The sequence below is a fragment of the Cryobacterium sp. 10S3 genome (assembly GCF_034344045.1).
Classification (GTDB): Bacteria; Actinomycetota; Actinomycetes; order Actinomycetales; family Microbacteriaceae; genus Cryobacterium; species Cryobacterium glucosi.
On record NZ_CP133773.1, the window covers coordinates 3,648,638 to 3,664,980 of the forward strand.

Here is a 16,343-nt window from a genome sequence, read left to right on the forward strand (position 1 = left end):
TTCGCTCGCGCAACGGCCGGGAGCCGTTCCGGGGGGACGGAATCTGAGTCCAGTGTCGCGGGAACTTCCGATAAGTAAAAGCGACCGTTTGTGCAGAGTAGTGGTTAGGATTTGTGTGCAATGGAGCCGAGCGGAAGGTGCACGGGATGCTGGACGTCCGGAGGTTGCGCCTGCTGCGTGAACTGAAGATCCGCGGGACCCTCGCCGGGGTCGCCGAGGCGCTTTCGTACAGCCCGTCCGCGGTCTCCCAGCAACTCGCCCTGCTCGAGAAGGAGGCGGGCGTCGAGCTCCTGCACAAGGTGGGTCGCCGCGTGCAGCTCACCGCGCAGGCCGAGATCCTCGTCGACCACACCACCCACCTGCTCGAACGGCTCGAGATCGCCGAGGCCGAGATGATGGCTTCGCTCACGACCGTCTCGGGCACCGTGCGGGTGGCGGTCTTCCAGTCCGCGTCCCACGCCGTGATCCCCCGGGCGTTGACCCTCCTGGCCGCCGAATTCCCCCAGCTGCGTGTCGAGGTGACCGAGCGCGAGCCGGAGCGCGGCCTGTTCGAAGTGAGTGCCAGGGACTTCGACCTCGTCCTCGCCGAGCAGTACCCGGGGCACGGGCGTGCCCACAGGGCGGACCTCGACAGGGTCAACCTGGCGACGGATGCGCTGCGACTCGCGCTGCCGTCCGCGAGCGCGAGCGCTGATCTCGCAGGCCTGGCGCGGATGCCGTGGGTCATGGAACCGGAAGGAACCGTCTCCCGGTCGTGGGCGAGCCAGCTCTGCCGCGAAGCCGGGTTCGAACCCGATGTCCGGTTCGAGACCGCGGACCTGATCGCGCACATCCGCCTGATCGAATCGGGGAACGCCGTCGGCATCCTGCCCGACCTGGTCTGGGCCGGCGCCGAACCCACGGTGCGCCTCGTCGACCTGCCCGGCCACCCGCGCCGCACCCTCTTCTCGGCGGCACGCCGCTCGAGCACGAAGCGGCCGGGCGTCGTCGCCGTGCGCGACGCGCTCGCCCGCGCGGTCACGCCGTGACGACGGTCGCGCCTTGACGGCGGTCGCGCCGTGACGATGCTCACGCCTTGACGATGGTCACGGGCGGGCCTTCAATGGGGTGAGCACGCCCGCGACAGCGTGCGGAATGGGAGCATCCGTGATCACCATCCTCGCCCGCCGAATTCTCGTGGGCGCGGCGGCGGCAAGCGTCGCCGTCGCGCTGTCCGGGTGCGGGGCATCCGCCGAAAGCGCCGCGACAGGCGTCTGGGGCGACCCCAACGCCACGCGGATGCCGAGCCTCGAGCTCCACGAGGACCGTTCGCTCTCGGGCACCGACGGCTGCAACCGGCTCGTGGGCACCTGGAAGACGAGCGGGGACCGGATCGAGTTCGGGCCCATCGCCTCGACCCTGATGGCCTGCGAGGGTGTCGATACCTGGCTGGGATCCGCGACGTCCGCGACCATCGACGGCTCCACGATGACCCTCACGGACCAGGGCGGGAAAGAGATCGGCACCCTCGAACGCCAGCCGACGAGCAACCCGACCTGATCGGCGACGCCAGCGAGGAGCGGCGACCGCGGTGAGCGGCGCTGGCGACCGCGCCGCCCCGGCCGATACATTGATCGTTCGCCCTTCTCAATCGCATCACCGTCAGTTGTTTTACTTCTGTACCCGCCTCGCCTAGCGTGAATCCACATGAAGACTTTCACCCTGCCCGGCACCGATATCGTCGCTCCGAACGTCATCCTCGGCCTGATGCGCATCCAGGAGAAGAGCGACGACGAGGTCCGCGAACTCGTGCGCACCGCCCGCGACGCCGGGATCGACTTCCTCGACCACGCCGACATCTACGGCTCCGAACTGCACGGCTGCGAACGCCGCTTCGGGGAGGCGCTGCAGCTCACCCCCTCCCAGCGTGACGAGATCACGATCCAGACCAAGACGGGAATCGTCGGGGACGGGCCGTACTTCGATTTCTCCTACGAGCACATCATCGAATCCGTCGAGGGGTCCCTCGCAGCCCTGCGGACCGACCACATCGACATCCTGCTGCTGCACCGCCCCGACGCCCTCGTCGAACCCGAGGAGGTCGCCCGCGCGTTCGACGAACTCGAAGCCACGGGCAAGGTCCGGGCATTCGGCGTCTCGAACCACACACCGCGCCAGATCGACCTGCTCCGGAAGCACGTGCGCCAGCCGATCGTCGTCAACCAGCTGCAGCTCTCGCTCACGCATGCGCCGATCATCGCGCAGGGGGTCGCCGCGAACATGAGCGGGCAGGAGCAGGCCGTGACCCGCGACGGGGGCGGAATCGTCGATTACTGTCGCCTGAACGACATCACCATCCAGACATGGTCGCCGTTCCAGGCCGGCTTCTTCTCGGGGGTGTTCCTCGGCTCTCCCGAGTACCCCGAACTCAACGCCGTCATCGACAGGCTCTCCGCCCACTACGGCGTCCCGCCGATCGCTATCGCGACCGCCTGGATCCTCCGGCACCCCGCCAGGATGCAGGTCGTTCTCGGCACCACCACCCCCGGACGCGTCACCGGGGCGGCCCAGGGGTCCGACGTGACCCTCACCAGGGCCGAGTGGTACGAGCTGTTCCGCGCTGCCGGGCACATCGTTCCCTGATCGCCGTCCGGGCCGGATGTCCCGCGCCGGCCCGCACGCGGCGGCACCCGTTGCTAGTCTCGAGGCGTGACGGAACCCACTCATGACGTTGTCATCGTCGGCGGCGGCCACAACGGATTGACCGCCGCCGCGTACCTCGCCCTCGCCGGCCGCAGCGTGATCGTTCTCGAGCGCGCGGAACACGTCGGCGGTGCCGCGGTCTCCGCCGAGGCGTTCGCGGGCGTCGACGCCCGCCTCTCGCGCTATTCCTACCTCGTCAGCCTGCTGCCGCAACGGATCATCGAGGAACTCGGCCTCGAGATCGGCCTCGCCCGCAGGCGTTTCTCCTCATACACGCCGAACCCGGCCGACCCGGCCGGCGGCCTCCTCGTCGACAACGGCGACGCCGAAGCCACCAGGGCGAGCTTCGACCGGATCGGCGCCGGAGCCGATTCCGATGCCTGGGCCGCCTTCTACGCCGACACCGGGCGGCTCGCCCTGGCGCTCTTCCCCACGGTCTGCGAACCCCTGCCGACCCGCTCAGAGGCCAGGCTCCTGCTCGGCGACGACTCCCTGTGGGAGCGCTTCGTCGAACATCCGCTCGGCCGGACCATCACCGAGGCATTCACGAACGACCTCGTGCGCGGCGTCGTCGCGACCGACGGCCTGATCGGCACCTTCACGTCGGCGGAGGCGGGCGACTTTGCCGCGAATCGCTGCTTCCTCTACCACGTGATCGGCAACGGGACCGGGGACTGGGACGTTCCGATCGGCGGGATGGGCGCCGTGACGGGCGAACTCGAGAAGGCGGCGCGGCAGGCGGGCGCCCGGATCGTGACCGACGCCGAGGTGACGAGCGTCAGCCCGGACGGAACCGTGCGCTACCGGCGCGGCGGCAGCATCCGCGAGGTCGCCGGGACGGTCGTGCTCTCGGGGGTCGCCCCCTGGGTGCTCGAGCAGCTCCTCGAAGCGGATGCCGGCGGCCGGGGCACGACAGGGGCCGCGCGTGCGGACGCGCCAGGGGCCCTCCCGAAGCCGGAGGGCGCCCAGGTCAAGGTCAACCTGCTGCTGCGCCGGCTGCCGCGGCTCCGCGACACGACGGTCTCCCCCGAGGCTGCGTTCGGCGGAACCTTCCACATCAACGAGACGTACACCCAGCTCGAAGGCGCGTACGACGAGGCCGTCCGCGGGATCATCCCGGACCGGCTGCCGTGCGAGATCTACTGCCACTCCCTGAGCGACCCGAGCATCCTCTCGCCGGAACTCGCGGCATCCGGCGCACACACCCTCACCGTCTTCGGCCTGCACGCGCCGAACCGCTGGCTGAGCGACGAGAACAACGACGCCACCCGGACGAGGCTGCAGGAGGCCGTGCTCGCCTCGCTCAACTCGGTTCTCGCCGAGCCGATCGAGGACCTGATGCTGACCGATGCCGCCGGCAGGCCCTGCATCGAGACGAAGACGACCCTCGACCTCGAACACGCCCTCGCAATGCCGGGCGGGAACATCTTCCACGGTCCCCTCGAGTGGCCGTTCCTCGACGACGACGCCCCGAGGGACACCGCGGCGGAGCGCTGGGGCGTCGCGACCCGGCACCCGCGCATCCTGGTCTGCGGCGCGGGCGCCCGGCGCGGCGGCGGGGTCAGCGGCATCGGCGGGCACAACGCCGCAATGGCGGTCCTCGAGGCAGAGCTCGACGACTGAAACGACGGCCGAACCCGCGGCCGGGGGCTCGCTGACGGAGCCGTCGGGCGATGCTGTGGCACGGGAACGCCCAACGGGTTTAGCCTGAAGGCACGGCTCGTGTTTCACTCATCGCGGAGGTCCCCATGTCAGCCAAACCCACCGGTCGCCTTGCCCATCGCGAGGACGGGCTGTACCTCATGCTCGATCGGCTCTTCACCGCCCCCATCGACGACGTCTGGGCGAGCGTCAGCCGGCCAGGCGGCCTCGCCGGGTGGATCGGCACGTACACCGGTGCGCCGGAGACAGGCGCCGTGCGCTTCAAGCTCTCCGAAACGGATGCCGAGTGGACGTACGTGACGATCCTCAAGTGCATCCCGCCGAAGCGGTTCACCGTCAACCTCGGCGAAGGGGACGCGGCGAGGCACCTGATCCTGCACCTCGTCGAAGGCGCGGGCATGACCACGCTCACCCTCGGGCAGCGCCTGCACTCCGCTGCGGATGCGGCACGCGTCGGGCCGTTCTGGGACTACTACCTGGATCGCCTCGTCGCGATGCGCACGGGGCACCCCGTGCCCGGCCACGAGCACTACGCGGGCGCGCACGAGCTCTACTACTCCGAGCTCATCGTCCCGGACAAGCCCCCGGTCGTTCCCGTCCCCGCACCGCCGCGCGCATAGTCCTGCCGACCGTCCCCGAGGGTGCGAGCCCTCCCGGACGTCGGCGCGCCAAAGCGGCTGTGCCCGCTGCCGAAACGGCCGCTGCCGCCGGCTACTCCCAGAGACTCGGCGCGGCCGCGCGGGTCGCGGGCAGGGCGACGTCGGCGCTCCACTCGAGCAGCCACGCCGGGACGGTGAGGCCGGCGGGCGCCGGTCCGACGGCGGCGAGCAGTTCCTCGATTCCGACGACGCCCCCGCTGCGCTTGAGGAAGCGGCCCCGGATGAAGCCGAGCGCGAGGATCTCGGGGTTACCGTCGGCATCCGGTCGCACGAAGCGCTGCTCCACGTAGACGGCCTTCTCGTCGAAACCGAGGATGCGCGACTCGACGGTGAACCGCTGGCCGACGGTGAGCGATTTACGGAAGCTGATGGTCTCGCTCACGACGACGGGGTACCAGCCGCGTGCGGTGAAGATCGGCCAGATGCCGGTACGGTGCAGCAGGTCGAGCCTGGCGATGTCCATGATCGACAGGTACACCCCGTTGTTCATGTGCCGCAGGATGTCCTGGTCGGTCGGGAGGGTCACGAACCGGGTTCTGACGACGTCGTAGGACCCGACGCGGGGGCCCCGCTTCGACAGCCAGCCGTGGAAGAGGGTGCGGATCAGCATATGCATCCTGCGATGTTAACGCCTCGGGCGATTGGGTAGCATTCCGGTATGGTCCCGATCGATCACCTGCTCACCTTCGCGCTCGCTTCCGTCGCCCTCATCGCGCTTCCGGGGCCGACCGTGCTGTTCGTGATCGGACGCTCCCTGGCGCTCGGGCGCCTCGGCGGATTCCTGAGCGTGCTCGGGAACGCCCTCGGGATGCTGCCCCTCATCGCGGCCGTCGCGCTCGGCCTCGGCGCGATCGTGACCCAGTCGATCGTGGTGTTCACGATCGTCAAGGTCGTCGGGGCCGCATACATCGTCTACCTCGGCATCCACGCGATCCGGTACCGCGGCGCGGTCACGCGGACCCGCGGCGTCACGCTCGTCGCCCGGCCGTGGTGGCGGCTGCTCGCCGAAGGGTCGGTCGTCGGCGCCACAAACCCCAAGTCCATCGTGTTCTTCGTCGCCGTGCTTCCCCAGTTCGTCGACTACCGTGCGGGCGCGGTGCCGCTGCAACTCCTCACCCTCGGCACGGTCTTCGTGGTGCTCGCCCTCGCCGGAGACAGCGTCTGGGCCATCGCCGCCGGCTCGGCGCGGGACTGGTTCGCGAAGTCGCCGAAACGGCTGGAGAAGCTTTCAGCGGGCGGCGGGGTCATGATGATCGGCCTCGGCGGCGTCCTCGCCGCGACCGGCGCCCAGAGCTGACCCGCCGTCCCTAGACGGCGACGGGGACCGGGACGGGCAGGGCCGCGACGCGACGGACGAACGCGCCGAGACGGCGGTACACCTCCTGCGATTCCGGATGCCGCGCGTCCTGCTGCCAGGTGTGATGGGTGTTCGCCTGTCGCCGGTCGTAGATCAGGCTGTCCACCTGAATCGACCTGCGCTTGAGCGCCGCGATGAAGTTCAGGTTCGCCCGGTAGAAGTAGTCCCGTTCGCTCGTCGTGACGAAGACCGGAGGGAACCCGCTGTCGAGCCATTCGATCGGGTTCATGAACCGCGCCGCGGCCCGCAGCACGACTCCGCGCCCCCGCTCGGGCAGCAGCATGCGCAGGAAGTTGAGGCTCAGCACGAAGCCGCGCTCGAACATCACCGAGAGGTCGGCGATGCTGCAGTGCTGCACGAGGCCGCGGAGGTTGCCCGGATCCACGTGGGGTTCGATGCCGTAGTGGGCCGCGAGCTCCGGCTCGAAAGCGGATGCCGCCAGGAGCGCCGCGATGTGACCGCCGGCCGAATCCCCACCGAGCACGATCCGGGTGGGGTCCCCGCCGAAGTCGGCAATGTTGCGGGCCACCCAGTCGAGCACCGCATTGCCGTCCTCGAGCATGTGCCTGAGCTGGAACCGGGTGGCCATCCGGTAGTTGGCGTTGACGACGACCATGCCGTCTGCGGCCTGGCTCGCACAGTACTTGGTGAGCGGCGCCTTGTCGCCGGAGGTCCAGCCGCCCCCGTGGAAGTACACGTAGACCGGAAGCGGCCCGGCAGGGTCGTGCGGCACCATCACGTCGAGCCGGTGGTCACGGCTCTCATCCCCGACGTAGTCGACGTCGATGTGGTAGTCCACAGTATCGATCGGCTGGAGGTTGAACTTGTGCAGTTCGCCGGGTGAGAGCCGGATCATCAAGGCCCGCCAGACCCATACGGGCACACGGCGGAGGCTGGTTTCTCGGGGTTTCAGGGTGGTTCCTGCGGTCATGCGAGGGTGCTGCGGATCTGGTTCACAGCACGAACCTAGGTCCCGCGCGTGTGAGCGACCTGAGAAGCCCTCATGTTCCTGTCGGGGACAGGCCTTCTAGGGGTGCAGCGCCGCCCCGCCGAATGCTCCGGTCGCCTCGATGACCGCGCGGCCGAGGGTGTGGAACCGGAGGGTGAAGCCGAGCACGGCGGGAGTCGACCCGGGGTCGAGGTCGAGAGTGGGGACATCCACTGCGTGCACGATGAACTGATAGCGGTGGGTGCCGGTTCCGGGCGGCGGGCCGGCACCAATGAAGGAGGTGAGCCGCAGCTCGTTGGGCAGGGTGACCGCGCCGGCGGGCAACTGGGCACCGCCGGGGGCGCCGGCTCCGGCGGGAAGGGACGTGACGGCGGCCGGGAGGTTGAAGACCGCCCAGTGCCAGAAGCCAGAGCCGGTCGGGGCATCCGGGTCGTAGAGAGTGACCGCAAAACTCTTCGTGTCGGCGGGGAACCCGCTCCAGGACAGCTGCGGCGACCGGTCGAGGCCACCGGCTTCCTCGCCGAACTGCGCGGCCGAAAGCGGTGCCCCGTCGGTCACATCCGTGCTCGAGAGCGTGAAGAGCGGCACCTCGCCGTAGACGGCGAGCGGATCGGCGGTGGTCATGGGTCCGCCTGGCGGCGGGGGTTCTTGTGCGGGCTGCCCCCAGTTTAGGCGCCAGGCGCCCTCGCTTCGAAGATCCTCAGGCGCCGCCAAGGTCGCACAGCGGTCGGGTCCAGCCCGGCTCGCTACGGTCCAGCAATGGACTATCCCCTTCTCGGCGTCTTCGGCATCCTGACCATCGTGTCGGTTGCCGTCATCGCGCCGCGGCTCGGAGTCGCCGCCCCGCTCCTCCTCGTGCTCATCGGGATCGCGGCGAGCCTCGTCCCCGGCGTACCGGCCTTCGATTTCCCGCCCGAGCTCATCCTCGCGGTCGTCCTCCCTCCACTCCTCTATTCGGCGGCGGTCAACGTGCCGCTGCACGACTTCCGCCGCAACGCGACGGCGATCACCGGGCTCTCTGTGCTGCTCGTGATCGTGAGCGCCGTCGCGAGCGGAGCACTGTTCCACTGGCTACTGCCCGGACTCAGCGTTCCCGCCGCCCTCGCGCTCGGTGCGGTCGTGAGTCCGACGGATGCGGTCGCCGCGACCTCGATGGGGCGCCGGCTGGGGCTGCCACCCCGGGTGGTGACCCTGCTGGAGGGTGAGGGACTGCTCAACGACGCCTCGGCCCTCGTGCTGCTCCGCTGTGCGATCGCGGCGACGGCAGGCGGGGTGTCCCTGATCGGCGTGGCCGGGGACTTCGCGTTCGCGGTCGGAGTCGCGATCGGGATCGGTCTCGTCGTGGGGCACCTGACCGTGTGGCTGAGGTCGCGCCTGGGGAACGTCGTACTCAACACGACGATCTCATTCGCGGTGCCGTTCCTCGCGTTCATCCCGACCGACCACGTCCACGCGTCCGGGGTGCTCGCCGTCGTCGTCGCCGGGCTCGTGACCGGGCATCGGGGGCCGCTGGTCTTCACGGCGGAGGTGCGGATCAGCGAACGGGTGAACTGGCGGACGATCCAGTTCGTGCTCGAGAACGGCGTCTTCCTCCTGATGGGCTTCGAACTGAAATACCTGGTCAGCGAGGTGCACGAGGACCATGTCAGCGTCATCGAGGCCGTCGGCATCGGGCTTCTCGCGACCGTCGTCCTCGTCGTCGTCCGGGGCGCCTTCGTCGTCCCCCTTATCGCCCAGCTCAAACGACAAGAGCGGAGCGCCCGCGCCGGCGGCCGGGAGGTCGACTCCGCACTGCGGCGGTTGCGCACGGCCAGCCACGAGGACGTCGCCCAGGCCAGGGCCCACAGGAGGCTGACCAGGAAGCGGGCGGACCTCGACTTCCAGACGGTCGAGAGCCTCGGCTGGCGGGACGGCGCTGTGCTCGGCTGGTCGGGGATGCGAGGCGTCGTCGCACTCGCCGCCGCGCAGTCGCTGCCGACCGGCATCCCCTACCGGCCGCAGCTGATCTTCATCGCGTTCACCGTTGCCCTCGTGACCCTGCTCGTGCAGGGCGGCACCCTGCCTCTGCTGATCCGCAGGCTCGGGCTCACCGGAAGCGCCGAGGCGGATGACCAGCGTGACTTCGCAGCCCTCGTCGGCCAGATCAGCGCGGCCGGTCTCGAGAGCCTCGGCAACCCTGCGCTCGCGCAGGACGGTGGTGAACCGTTCACCGCGGAGGCGCTGTCCCGGGTGCGTGCGGACAGCATCCGCCGTGCACAGGCGCTCGACGAGACGGCGGCCCCGGCCACCGGCGCCCCGCACCACCAGCACCGTGCGCTGCGGCTGCACGTGCTCGCACGTGAGCGCGCCGCACTGCTCGACGCCCGTGAGACCGGGGCATACGGCTCGCACCTCATCGAGAGGGCCCAGCGCATGCTCGACCTCGAGGAAACCCGGCTGTCCTCCAACCCCTGGGCATGACTCCTGCACATTCCCCGGCGGTGGAATTCCTGCCGCGTGATTCCGGGGCGCCGGCCGTCAACCGCGGGAATCTGCAGGAGTTATGCCGAACCAGGACGGGTAACATGGCGCGGTGGCCATTCCGAAGATCCTGCTCTACTACGTCTTCACGCCGCTCGCCGACCCCGAGGCCCTACGGCTCTGGCAGCGCGACCTGTGCGAAGCCCTCGGCCTCCGCGGCCGCATCCTGATCTCGAAGGACGGGCTCAACGGCACGATCGGCGGCGACCTCCCGGCCGTGAAACGCTACGTGCGGAAGACGCGCGAGTACCCGGCGTTCCACGACATCGACTTCCGGTGGAGCGAAGGCACCGGGCTCGACGAGGCCGGCCTGAGCCTCGACTTCCCGCGCCTCGTGGTGAAGGTGCGCGAGGAGATCGTGAGCTTCGGCGCTCCCGGCGACCTCACGGTCACCGCGGCAGGAGTGCAGGGCGGCGGCACCCGGCTCTCCCCCGCCGCGCTGCACGAACTCGCCGCCGAGCGCGGCGACGACCTGGTCTTCTTCGACGGCCGCAACTCCTTCGAAGCGGAGATCGGACGCTTCCGGGGCGCCGTCGTTCCCGACGTCGCGACGACCCGCGACTTCGCCGCAGAGCTCGACAGCGGCCGGTACGACCACCTCAAGAACCGGCCGGTCGTGACGTACTGCACCGGCGGCATCCGCTGCGAGGTGCTCAGCTCACTGATGAAGGACCGCGGCTTCGGCGAGGTCTACCAGCTCGATGGCGGCATCGTGGGGTACGGCGAGGCCTACGGGAATGCCGGTCTCTGGGACGGTTCGCTCTATGTCTTCGACCAGCGGATGTCCGTCGACTTCGCAGGGGACACCGCGGTCCTCGGCCGCTGCGCCTGCTGCGCGGCAGCGACCAACCGGATGCAGAACTGCCGCGAGCCGTCCTGCCGCGCACAGCTCGTCGTCTGCCCCGACTGCGCCGCTACGGCGCCCGCCTGCCCCGCGCATTCCTGACCGGCCGCGCGCGGGCGAACTCCCTCGCGTCCCTGGCCGAGAGGGCGAGCAGGATCAGGATGTCGAAGGTGACGCTCACGAGCGAGGTCCGCAGGGTGATCGCGGCCCCGTTGACGGCATAGTCGACGAAGCTCGTGACGATGCTCACCGTCGCGAAGGACATCGCGACGATCCGTGCCCAGTTCCGGCCGAAGTACACGAATGCGGCGAAGCCGATGTTGAGGGCGAGGACGACCCCGTAGCCGGCCAGCAGGATCCCGAGGGCGACCCCGGCCGTCGCGGGGTCGACGGTGCCCGCCGGCGTGCCGTCGAGGGCGACGGCCGAGACGAACTCCGGCCAGTCGAGCGCCGCGAGGACGATGACACCGAGACCGGACAGGACCCGCGCGCCGAGCATCAGCGCTCCGACGCTGATCGATGCCGGCCGCCGCCGGTGGGCGCCGGGCTCGGACGGCACCGCGTTCCCGGTCGGTGCCGCCGTCGATGCCACCGTCGACGCCGATGCCACTGCCGCGGTCGGTGCCGGTTCCGGCGCGGCAGACCCCGCACGTGCAGCCGCAGCGCCGGAGACCGCGATGCCGGATACATCGACGACGGGCAGGTCGCCGTCCGTCTGGATCGTGTCGCCGCCGCCGTTGCGTGCGTGGTATCCGCTCGAGAAGTCCCGGATCAGGTGCACCCGAGCCCCCGAGCCGGCGTGCAGAAGCGAGTCGACGATGTGGTCCCGCTCGATGTCGGTGTTCTCGTCGATCTTGTGCGTGATCTGCAGGGTGAACAGCGAGAAGCCGACGGCACGATCGAAGGTCCCCGCCGCGAGCCAGTCGACCCTCGTCCCACCGGGGAGCAGCCAGCCGTCGGGGCAGCGCCAGAACCGCACGTGGTGCCGCTTGGCCGGATTCTCGGCGACCTCCTGCTGGTAGGCGAAGTCCTGCATCCGGTCGAACAGGAACAGCGGACTGACCGGCGCCTCGTCATAGCTGCGCCTCGCGAGCGTCGCCGAGACCATCCTCCAGGTCGTGCCTGGCGTGATGTCGTCCGCCCGCGTCCACCCTGCCGCGGCGAGCGCCTGCTGCAGCTGCTCCGCCGTGCCGGTGATAGCGAGGTTGACCGGGTCGCCGAGGAGGCCGTCGCTCGTGCGGGTCCTGCCGATGAAGTAGTGGGGAACGTACACCTGGGTCAGGATCCGGTGCAGCCGCGGAAGCACAAGGTAGGCCAGAAGCACCCAGAAGAGCACAGCGAACCAGAGCGCACCCCAGCCGAGCTGAAAACTCTCGTTCACGAGCAGAACGGCGAGCCAGACCGCGGCGAACCCCGCGAAGACGAAGAAGAAGGCGTCGATTCCCGCGCTCACCGAGAGCCGGCGCGGCACGACCCGCACCTTCTCTGGCACGACGGCGGCGGTCATAGCGCTCATGCTACCGACTAGGCCGAACGCGGGCGAGGGGCGGGAAGTAGGCTCGGAGCATGACTCCTGAGACTCAGTTCCGCGCCATCGTCGTCGAACGAACCGTTGCGGAGGACGGCGCCACGTCGCAGCACGCGGCGCTCACGCTCGTCGACGATTCCTTCCTGATGCCGGGTGACGTGACCATCACCGTCGACTACTCGAGCCTCAACTACAAGGACGGGCTCGCGCTCGCCGGTCGCCCCGGGGTCATTCGCTCCTGGCCCCTCATCGCCGGGATCGACCTCGTCGGCACCGTCGAGTCGAGCGAGGACCCGCGCTGGGCGCCAGGAGACCGGGTCATCCTGAACGGCTCAGGCCTGGGCGAGACCCACCACGGCGGCCTCGCCGAACGCGCGAGGGTCTCCGGCGCGTCCCTGGTACGCCTGCCCGCCGGAATCAGCGCCCTCAGGGCCGCCGCGATCGGCACGGCCGGATTCACCGCCATGCTCGCCGTGCTCGCGCTCGAACGCGCCGGGACAACGCCGGACTCCGGCCCTGTGCTCGTCACCGGCGCCGCAGGCGGAGTCGGTTCGATCGCGGTGGCCCTGCTCTCGGCCAGGGGCTACCGGGTGACGGCATCGACCGGTCGCGTCGACGAACTCGGCGACTACCTCCGCGGCCTCGGGGCCGAGGCGATCCTGGACCGGAGCACCCTCTCCGAGCCCGGAAAACCGCTCCAGGCCCAGCGCTGGGCCGCGGCCGTCGACTCCGTCGGAAGCGCCACCCTCGCCAATGTCCTCGCCCAGGCGAACTACGGGGCCGTGATCACCGCGTGCGGCCTCGCCCAGGGCGCCGACCTCCCGACGACGGTGATGCCCTTCATCCTGCGCGGGGTCAGCCTTGTCGGCATCAATTCCGTCGAGGCTCCATTGGCCCTCCGGGAACAGGCATGGTCGCGGCTCGAATCCGACCTCGACCTGGCGCTCCTCGACGGCCTGACGTCGAGCATCACGCTCGAGGAAGCGATCCCGGCGGCCGATGACATCCTCGCGGGTCGGCTGCACGGGCGCACGGTCGTCGCGATCCACGAATAGCGCGGTCAAACACGATTTAGTCGTGGCAGAACCGCCCAGTACCGCTATCACAGCGGATGCCCCTCCGCGCACCCCCAGGCTTTCGGCGCGCCGTAATCCCCCACTAGTGGGGGATACCTTGGAAGAAAATGAGCGTACCTTGCATAACAGGAACCCCCTTCACCGGGGGTGACAGGTCCCGGACCACCCATTCCGGGACGGCACACAGGTAGTAATGCAGAGCACCGACTCATCCCCGAGGCGGCTGCTGTACTCCCCCAACAGAGTGATCCGCACGCACTCGTTACCCGAAACGAAGCGCCGTCTCATGAATGAACTCCTTCACCGACCCCCGGAATGGCCCGGAATGATTCCTGGGGTCGTCGCATGAAGTCCAGCATCCACCGCGACACGCTGGGCGCGATCCTCGAACTCGCAACCGCCCCTCATGAGTCAGCCATGCTGGTCGTCGGGGAGCCCGGATCCGGCAAATCGCGCCTGCTCGCCTCCGTCGAACCGATCCCCGGGATCGAGATCTTCCGAGTCAGGATCAATCCTGCGGAAGCCGGCTTCCCGCTCTCCGGCCTCTCGGCCTTCGTCGCCTCGTTCCAGACCCCGGCCGCCGCAGCGCTCTCGAGCGAACTCCTCATCCCCGGCGAAGCGGATGCCCAGCTCGCCGCCCGCGCGGCGGAACTCCTCGCCCTGATCCGCGACTTCACCCCCGAGACAACCCTCCTCCTGATCGACGACCTCGACCTGATGGACCTCCCGAGCCAGACCGTCTTCGCGATGGTCGCGGCGCGCCTCGGCGGCACGGGGCTGCGCCTCGTGGGCACCGTGTGCGCGGAGCCCCCCGTCGGCCCGCTCGCCTCGCTCCCGCGCATCACCCTCGACCGCCTCACCTTCGCCGAATCGATGCTCCTCGCCACCGAGCTTCTCGGGCCCCAGTCCGACGAGGCACTCCGGCGGATGCTGGCATCCTCCTCATCGGGAAGTCCGTCCGAAATCGCCAGGAACGCCCGGCTCCTGACCAGCAGGCACCTCGGGAACGCCGCCCCCGTCGCCCTGCCGTTCCGCGCCTCCCGCGCTCCCTCGACCCGGACCTCACAAGAACCGGACGACCAGCACCTCCTCCTGGCGATGCTGTCCTGCTCCTACCTCAGCAGCCAGGATCCGATCCGCCAGAGCGGCGACCCCATCCGCGGCGCCCTGGAAGAACTCCTGTCGGCGGGAACCGTCATCCGCGACGGCCGGTACCTCCGGATTTCGGACTCAGCGCTGCGTTCCCACCTCTATTGGTCCATCGACGCCGGTACCCGCGCCGAATTCCATGCCCGTGCCGCCCGCAGCGAGGACGCACCCGGAGGGGATCCCGGCCTCGCCGCGTGGCACCGCAGCTGGGCGGATGCCGGCAGCCTCTCCTCGGACGAACTGCTCGCCTCCGCTGCCGAATTCGGCCGCAGGGGCCTGATCTGGCAGTCCGTCGAACTCGCCGAACGCGCCCTCGCCCTCGCGCTCGACGCCACCGGAAGCCCCGAGGCCCTGCTCGAGGTCGCGGAGGCGCTGTACCTGCAGGGCGAACTCTCCTATGCGGCCCGCTATGCCAGGCTCGGCCAGCGCAGGCCCGGCTCGATCGCCACGGTCACAAAGCTCGCGACCCTCCGCAGCGGGATCGAATTCATGTCGACCCACCAGCTGCTCACGACCGACCTCGACGACTGGGTCGGACCGCGCGGCGCGAGCGGCAGGGCGGAAGACCTCGCGCGCCTGCTCGGCATGAGCGCCCTCAGTCACGCCGAGCGCTGGGAGGTCGACGCCGCGCGGGAAGCCCTCGCCAGGGGCCGTCACCTCCTCGAAAGCGCGACCCCGGAGTCCATCGAACTCCACGAGCTGTCCGCACTGCTGCTGTCTGCTCTCGAGGGTGACCCCGGCCCTTCGACCCGGATGTTCGAGCGGCTGTCCCGGCACGGCTGGACCGAGGAGACGAGCGCCAGGGCACTGTCCGTCCTCGGCCGCAGCCTCACGTTCATCGACCGATACGGCGACGCCAGGCGCGTGCTGCGCACCGTCGTCGGCCTCGAGCCCCCGCCGGACCCGATCGTCCTGCAGACGGCCAGGTACTACCTCGCAGAGAACGAGATCCTCGCCGGCAACCAATTCGAGGCCATGGCCATCATCGAATCGCTCACAGGATCCGGGACGGAACAGGTGCATCGCCGCCCGCTCCAGCTGCTGACGGCCTGGTACTGGCAGGCCCGCGGAGACCGAGCGCGCGCGGACGCGGCGATCGAACTCTGCAACCGCAGCTTCGCGACGAGCGACCATCCGGCTCTCGCCGCCCGGCTCGTGGCAGACCAGGGCCGGTTCGCCCTCATGGAGGGCAGGTTCGACGATGCGATCGCATTCCTGCACCGGGCCGGAGCAATAGGGTCAGCATTCCGCAACCCCTCGCTGCTCCGGAGCCAGGTCGACCTGATCGAGGCATACGTGCTGTCCGGCCGGCTGCGGGAGGCCGTGATCCAGTTCCGTGAGTTCCGGGCCAGGGCCCGGCCCTTCCACACCCGGTGGACGGTGCTCGCCACGGCACGGGCCGAGGCCCTGCTGACACCCGGCGAGGCATCCATCGCCGTCTTCGAACAGGCCGCGGGCCTCTGGCAGCCTGGCGATTCGCAATTCGAGCAGGGCCGCACCCTCCTGAGCTTCGCCGACCGGCTCGTGAGCCTCGGGCACGGCAGGGAAGGCGCAGACCAGTACCTGGCCGCGCGGATGATCTTCACCCAGCTCGGCGCCATCCCGTGGGCCAGAAAAGCGGATGCCGTCCGTCTCGGCACCCACGCCCCGAGCGTCAATCCCCTCCTCGCGACCCTTGCCCCCGACGAACGGCTCGTCGCCGAACTCGTGCAACAGGGCAAGCGCAACAAGGAGATCGCCGCCGAGCTCTTCGTCTCCCTGCGCACCGTGGAGGTACGCCTCACCCGCACATACAACAAGCTCGGTGCCAAGTCCCGGTCGCACCTGATCGCGCTGCTCTCCGGCACCGGCACGGTGCTGTCAGACGGTGCGGCAAGCGGGATGGTCTGATATACGGGATGGTCTGATCGAAAGGGA

14 protein-coding genes are annotated in these 16,343 nt (G+C 69.7%); 10 read left to right on the forward strand and 4 right to left on the reverse strand.

Annotated features, from left to right (window positions below):
• Nucleotides 1-146: 146 nt before the first annotated feature.
• The 5 genes from RHM57_RS16920 to RHM57_RS16940 all read left to right on the forward strand — a co-directional run bounded on the left by RHM57_RS16920 (nucleotide 147) and on the right by RHM57_RS16940 (nucleotide 4,964).
• Complete coding sequence (locus RHM57_RS16920) at nucleotides 147-1,028, forward strand: LysR family transcriptional regulator (RefSeq protein WP_134449181.1); 882 nt, start codon at nucleotides 147-149, stop codon at nucleotides 1,026-1,028.
• 106 nt (nucleotides 1,029-1,134) lie between these two features.
• Nucleotides 1,135-1,539 carry an META domain-containing protein gene (locus tag RHM57_RS16925; RefSeq protein ID WP_134562105.1) on the forward strand — a complete coding sequence of 135 codons (405 nt, stop codon included), beginning with the start codon at nucleotides 1,135-1,137 and terminating at the stop codon, nucleotides 1,537-1,539.
• Nucleotides 1,540-1,686: 147 nt separating this feature from the next.
• Nucleotides 1,687-2,622 (forward strand): aldo/keto reductase, encoded by a 936-nt coding sequence (locus RHM57_RS16930; protein ID WP_322188888.1) that lies wholly within the window; start codon nucleotides 1,687-1,689, stop codon nucleotides 2,620-2,622.
• A gap of 66 nt (nucleotides 2,623-2,688) precedes the next feature.
• Nucleotides 2,689-4,305 (forward strand): NAD(P)/FAD-dependent oxidoreductase, encoded by a 1,617-nt coding sequence (locus tag RHM57_RS16935; protein ID WP_322188890.1) that lies wholly within the window; start codon nucleotides 2,689-2,691, stop codon nucleotides 4,303-4,305.
• Nucleotides 4,306-4,430: 125 nt separating this feature from the next.
• Nucleotides 4,431-4,964, forward strand: a complete 534-nt coding sequence (locus tag RHM57_RS16940; protein ID WP_134560684.1) for an SRPBCC domain-containing protein — start codon at nucleotides 4,431-4,433, stop codon at nucleotides 4,962-4,964.
• 91 nt (nucleotides 4,965-5,055) lie between these two features.
• Here RHM57_RS16940 and RHM57_RS16945 read toward each other — a convergent pair whose 3' ends face one another.
• Nucleotides 5,056-5,619 carry an acyl-CoA thioesterase gene (locus RHM57_RS16945; protein ID WP_134562101.1) on the reverse strand — a complete coding sequence of 188 codons (564 nt, stop codon included), beginning with the start codon at nucleotides 5,617-5,619 and terminating at the stop codon, nucleotides 5,056-5,058.
• A 42-nt stretch (nucleotides 5,620-5,661) separates the two neighbouring features.
• Here RHM57_RS16945 and RHM57_RS16950 point away from each other — a divergent pair, with 42 nt between their 5' ends.
• On the forward strand, nucleotides 5,662-6,300 hold the full coding sequence (locus tag RHM57_RS16950) for a LysE family translocator (protein WP_134449187.1): 639 nt from the start codon (nucleotides 5,662-5,664) through the stop codon (nucleotides 6,298-6,300).
• Between the two features lie 10 nt (nucleotides 6,301-6,310).
• Here RHM57_RS16950 and RHM57_RS16955 read toward each other — a convergent pair whose 3' ends face one another.
• The gene (locus RHM57_RS16955) at nucleotides 6,311-7,291 is read right to left on the reverse strand and encodes an alpha/beta hydrolase (RefSeq protein ID WP_241975507.1); all 981 of its coding nucleotides are present in this window, start codon (nucleotides 7,289-7,291) and stop codon (nucleotides 6,311-6,313) included.
• Between the two features lie 96 nt (nucleotides 7,292-7,387).
• Entirely contained in the window at nucleotides 7,388-7,933 is a 546-nt protein-coding gene (locus RHM57_RS16960) for a YbhB/YbcL family Raf kinase inhibitor-like protein (protein ID WP_134449188.1), read from the reverse strand.
• 135 nt (nucleotides 7,934-8,068) lie between these two features.
• Between RHM57_RS16960 and RHM57_RS16965 the strand changes: the two genes are divergently transcribed.
• Together RHM57_RS16965 and RHM57_RS16970 are read left to right on the forward strand one after the other, a co-directional pair.
• Nucleotides 8,069-9,769, forward strand: a complete 1,701-nt coding sequence (locus RHM57_RS16965; RefSeq protein ID WP_322188892.1) for a sodium:proton antiporter — start codon at nucleotides 8,069-8,071, stop codon at nucleotides 9,767-9,769.
• Between the two features lie 112 nt (nucleotides 9,770-9,881).
• Nucleotides 9,882-10,775 (forward strand): rhodanese-related sulfurtransferase, encoded by an 894-nt coding sequence (locus RHM57_RS16970; RefSeq protein ID WP_322188894.1) that lies wholly within the window; start codon nucleotides 9,882-9,884, stop codon nucleotides 10,773-10,775.
• Here the strand turns inward: RHM57_RS16970 and RHM57_RS16975 are convergent.
• Nucleotides 10,744-12,180 carry an LssY C-terminal domain-containing protein gene (locus tag RHM57_RS16975; RefSeq protein ID WP_322188896.1) on the reverse strand — a complete coding sequence of 479 codons (1,437 nt, stop codon included), beginning with the start codon at nucleotides 12,178-12,180 and terminating at the stop codon, nucleotides 10,744-10,746. The two genes, RHM57_RS16970 and RHM57_RS16975, sit on opposite strands and share 32 nt — an antisense overlap.
• 59 nt (nucleotides 12,181-12,239) lie before the next feature.
• On the opposite strand from RHM57_RS16975, the gene RHM57_RS16980 reads away from it, so the two are divergent.
• Both RHM57_RS16980 and RHM57_RS16985 read left to right on the forward strand, forming a co-directional pair.
• The gene (locus RHM57_RS16980; RefSeq protein WP_134449191.1) at nucleotides 12,240-13,256 is read left to right on the forward strand and encodes an MDR family oxidoreductase; all 1,017 of its coding nucleotides are present in this window, start codon (nucleotides 12,240-12,242) and stop codon (nucleotides 13,254-13,256) included.
• 366 nt (nucleotides 13,257-13,622) lie between these two features.
• Nucleotides 13,623-16,316, forward strand: a complete 2,694-nt coding sequence (locus RHM57_RS16985) for a helix-turn-helix transcriptional regulator (protein ID WP_134562097.1) — start codon at nucleotides 13,623-13,625, stop codon at nucleotides 16,314-16,316.
• Nucleotides 16,317-16,343 lie beyond the last annotated feature (27 nt).

Bases quoted from the DNA above. Each gene is read 5' to 3' on its own strand.
- RHM57_RS16920 (WP_134449181.1), top strand. From the start codon at position 147: ATGCTGGACGTCCGGAGGTTGCGCCTGCTGCGTGAACTGAAGATCCGC.
- RHM57_RS16925 (WP_134562105.1), top strand. From the start codon at position 1,135: ATGGGAGCATCCGTGATCACCATCCTCGCCCGCCGAATTCTCGTGGGC.
- RHM57_RS16930 (WP_322188888.1), top strand. From the start codon at position 1,687: ATGAAGACTTTCACCCTGCCCGGCACCGATATCGTCGCTCCGAACGTC.
- RHM57_RS16940 (WP_134560684.1), top strand. From the start codon at position 4,431: ATGTCAGCCAAACCCACCGGTCGCCTTGCCCATCGCGAGGACGGGCTG.
- RHM57_RS16945 (WP_134562101.1), bottom strand. From the start codon at position 5,619: ATGCATATGCTGATCCGCACCCTCTTCCACGGCTGGCTGTCGAAGCGG.
- RHM57_RS16950 (WP_134449187.1), top strand. From the start codon at position 5,662: ATGGTCCCGATCGATCACCTGCTCACCTTCGCGCTCGCTTCCGTCGCC.
- RHM57_RS16955 (WP_241975507.1), bottom strand. From the start codon at position 7,291: ATGACCGCAGGAACCACCCTGAAACCCCGAGAAACCAGCCTCCGCCGT.
- RHM57_RS16960 (WP_134449188.1), bottom strand. From the start codon at position 7,933: ATGACCACCGCCGATCCGCTCGCCGTCTACGGCGAGGTGCCGCTCTTC.
- RHM57_RS16965 (WP_322188892.1), top strand. From the start codon at position 8,069: ATGGACTATCCCCTTCTCGGCGTCTTCGGCATCCTGACCATCGTGTCG.
- RHM57_RS16975 (WP_322188896.1), bottom strand. From the start codon at position 12,180: ATGACCGCCGCCGTCGTGCCAGAGAAGGTGCGGGTCGTGCCGCGCCGG.
- RHM57_RS16980 (WP_134449191.1), top strand. From the start codon at position 12,240: ATGACTCCTGAGACTCAGTTCCGCGCCATCGTCGTCGAACGAACCGTT.
- RHM57_RS16985 (WP_134562097.1), top strand. From the start codon at position 13,623: ATGAAGTCCAGCATCCACCGCGACACGCTGGGCGCGATCCTCGAACTC.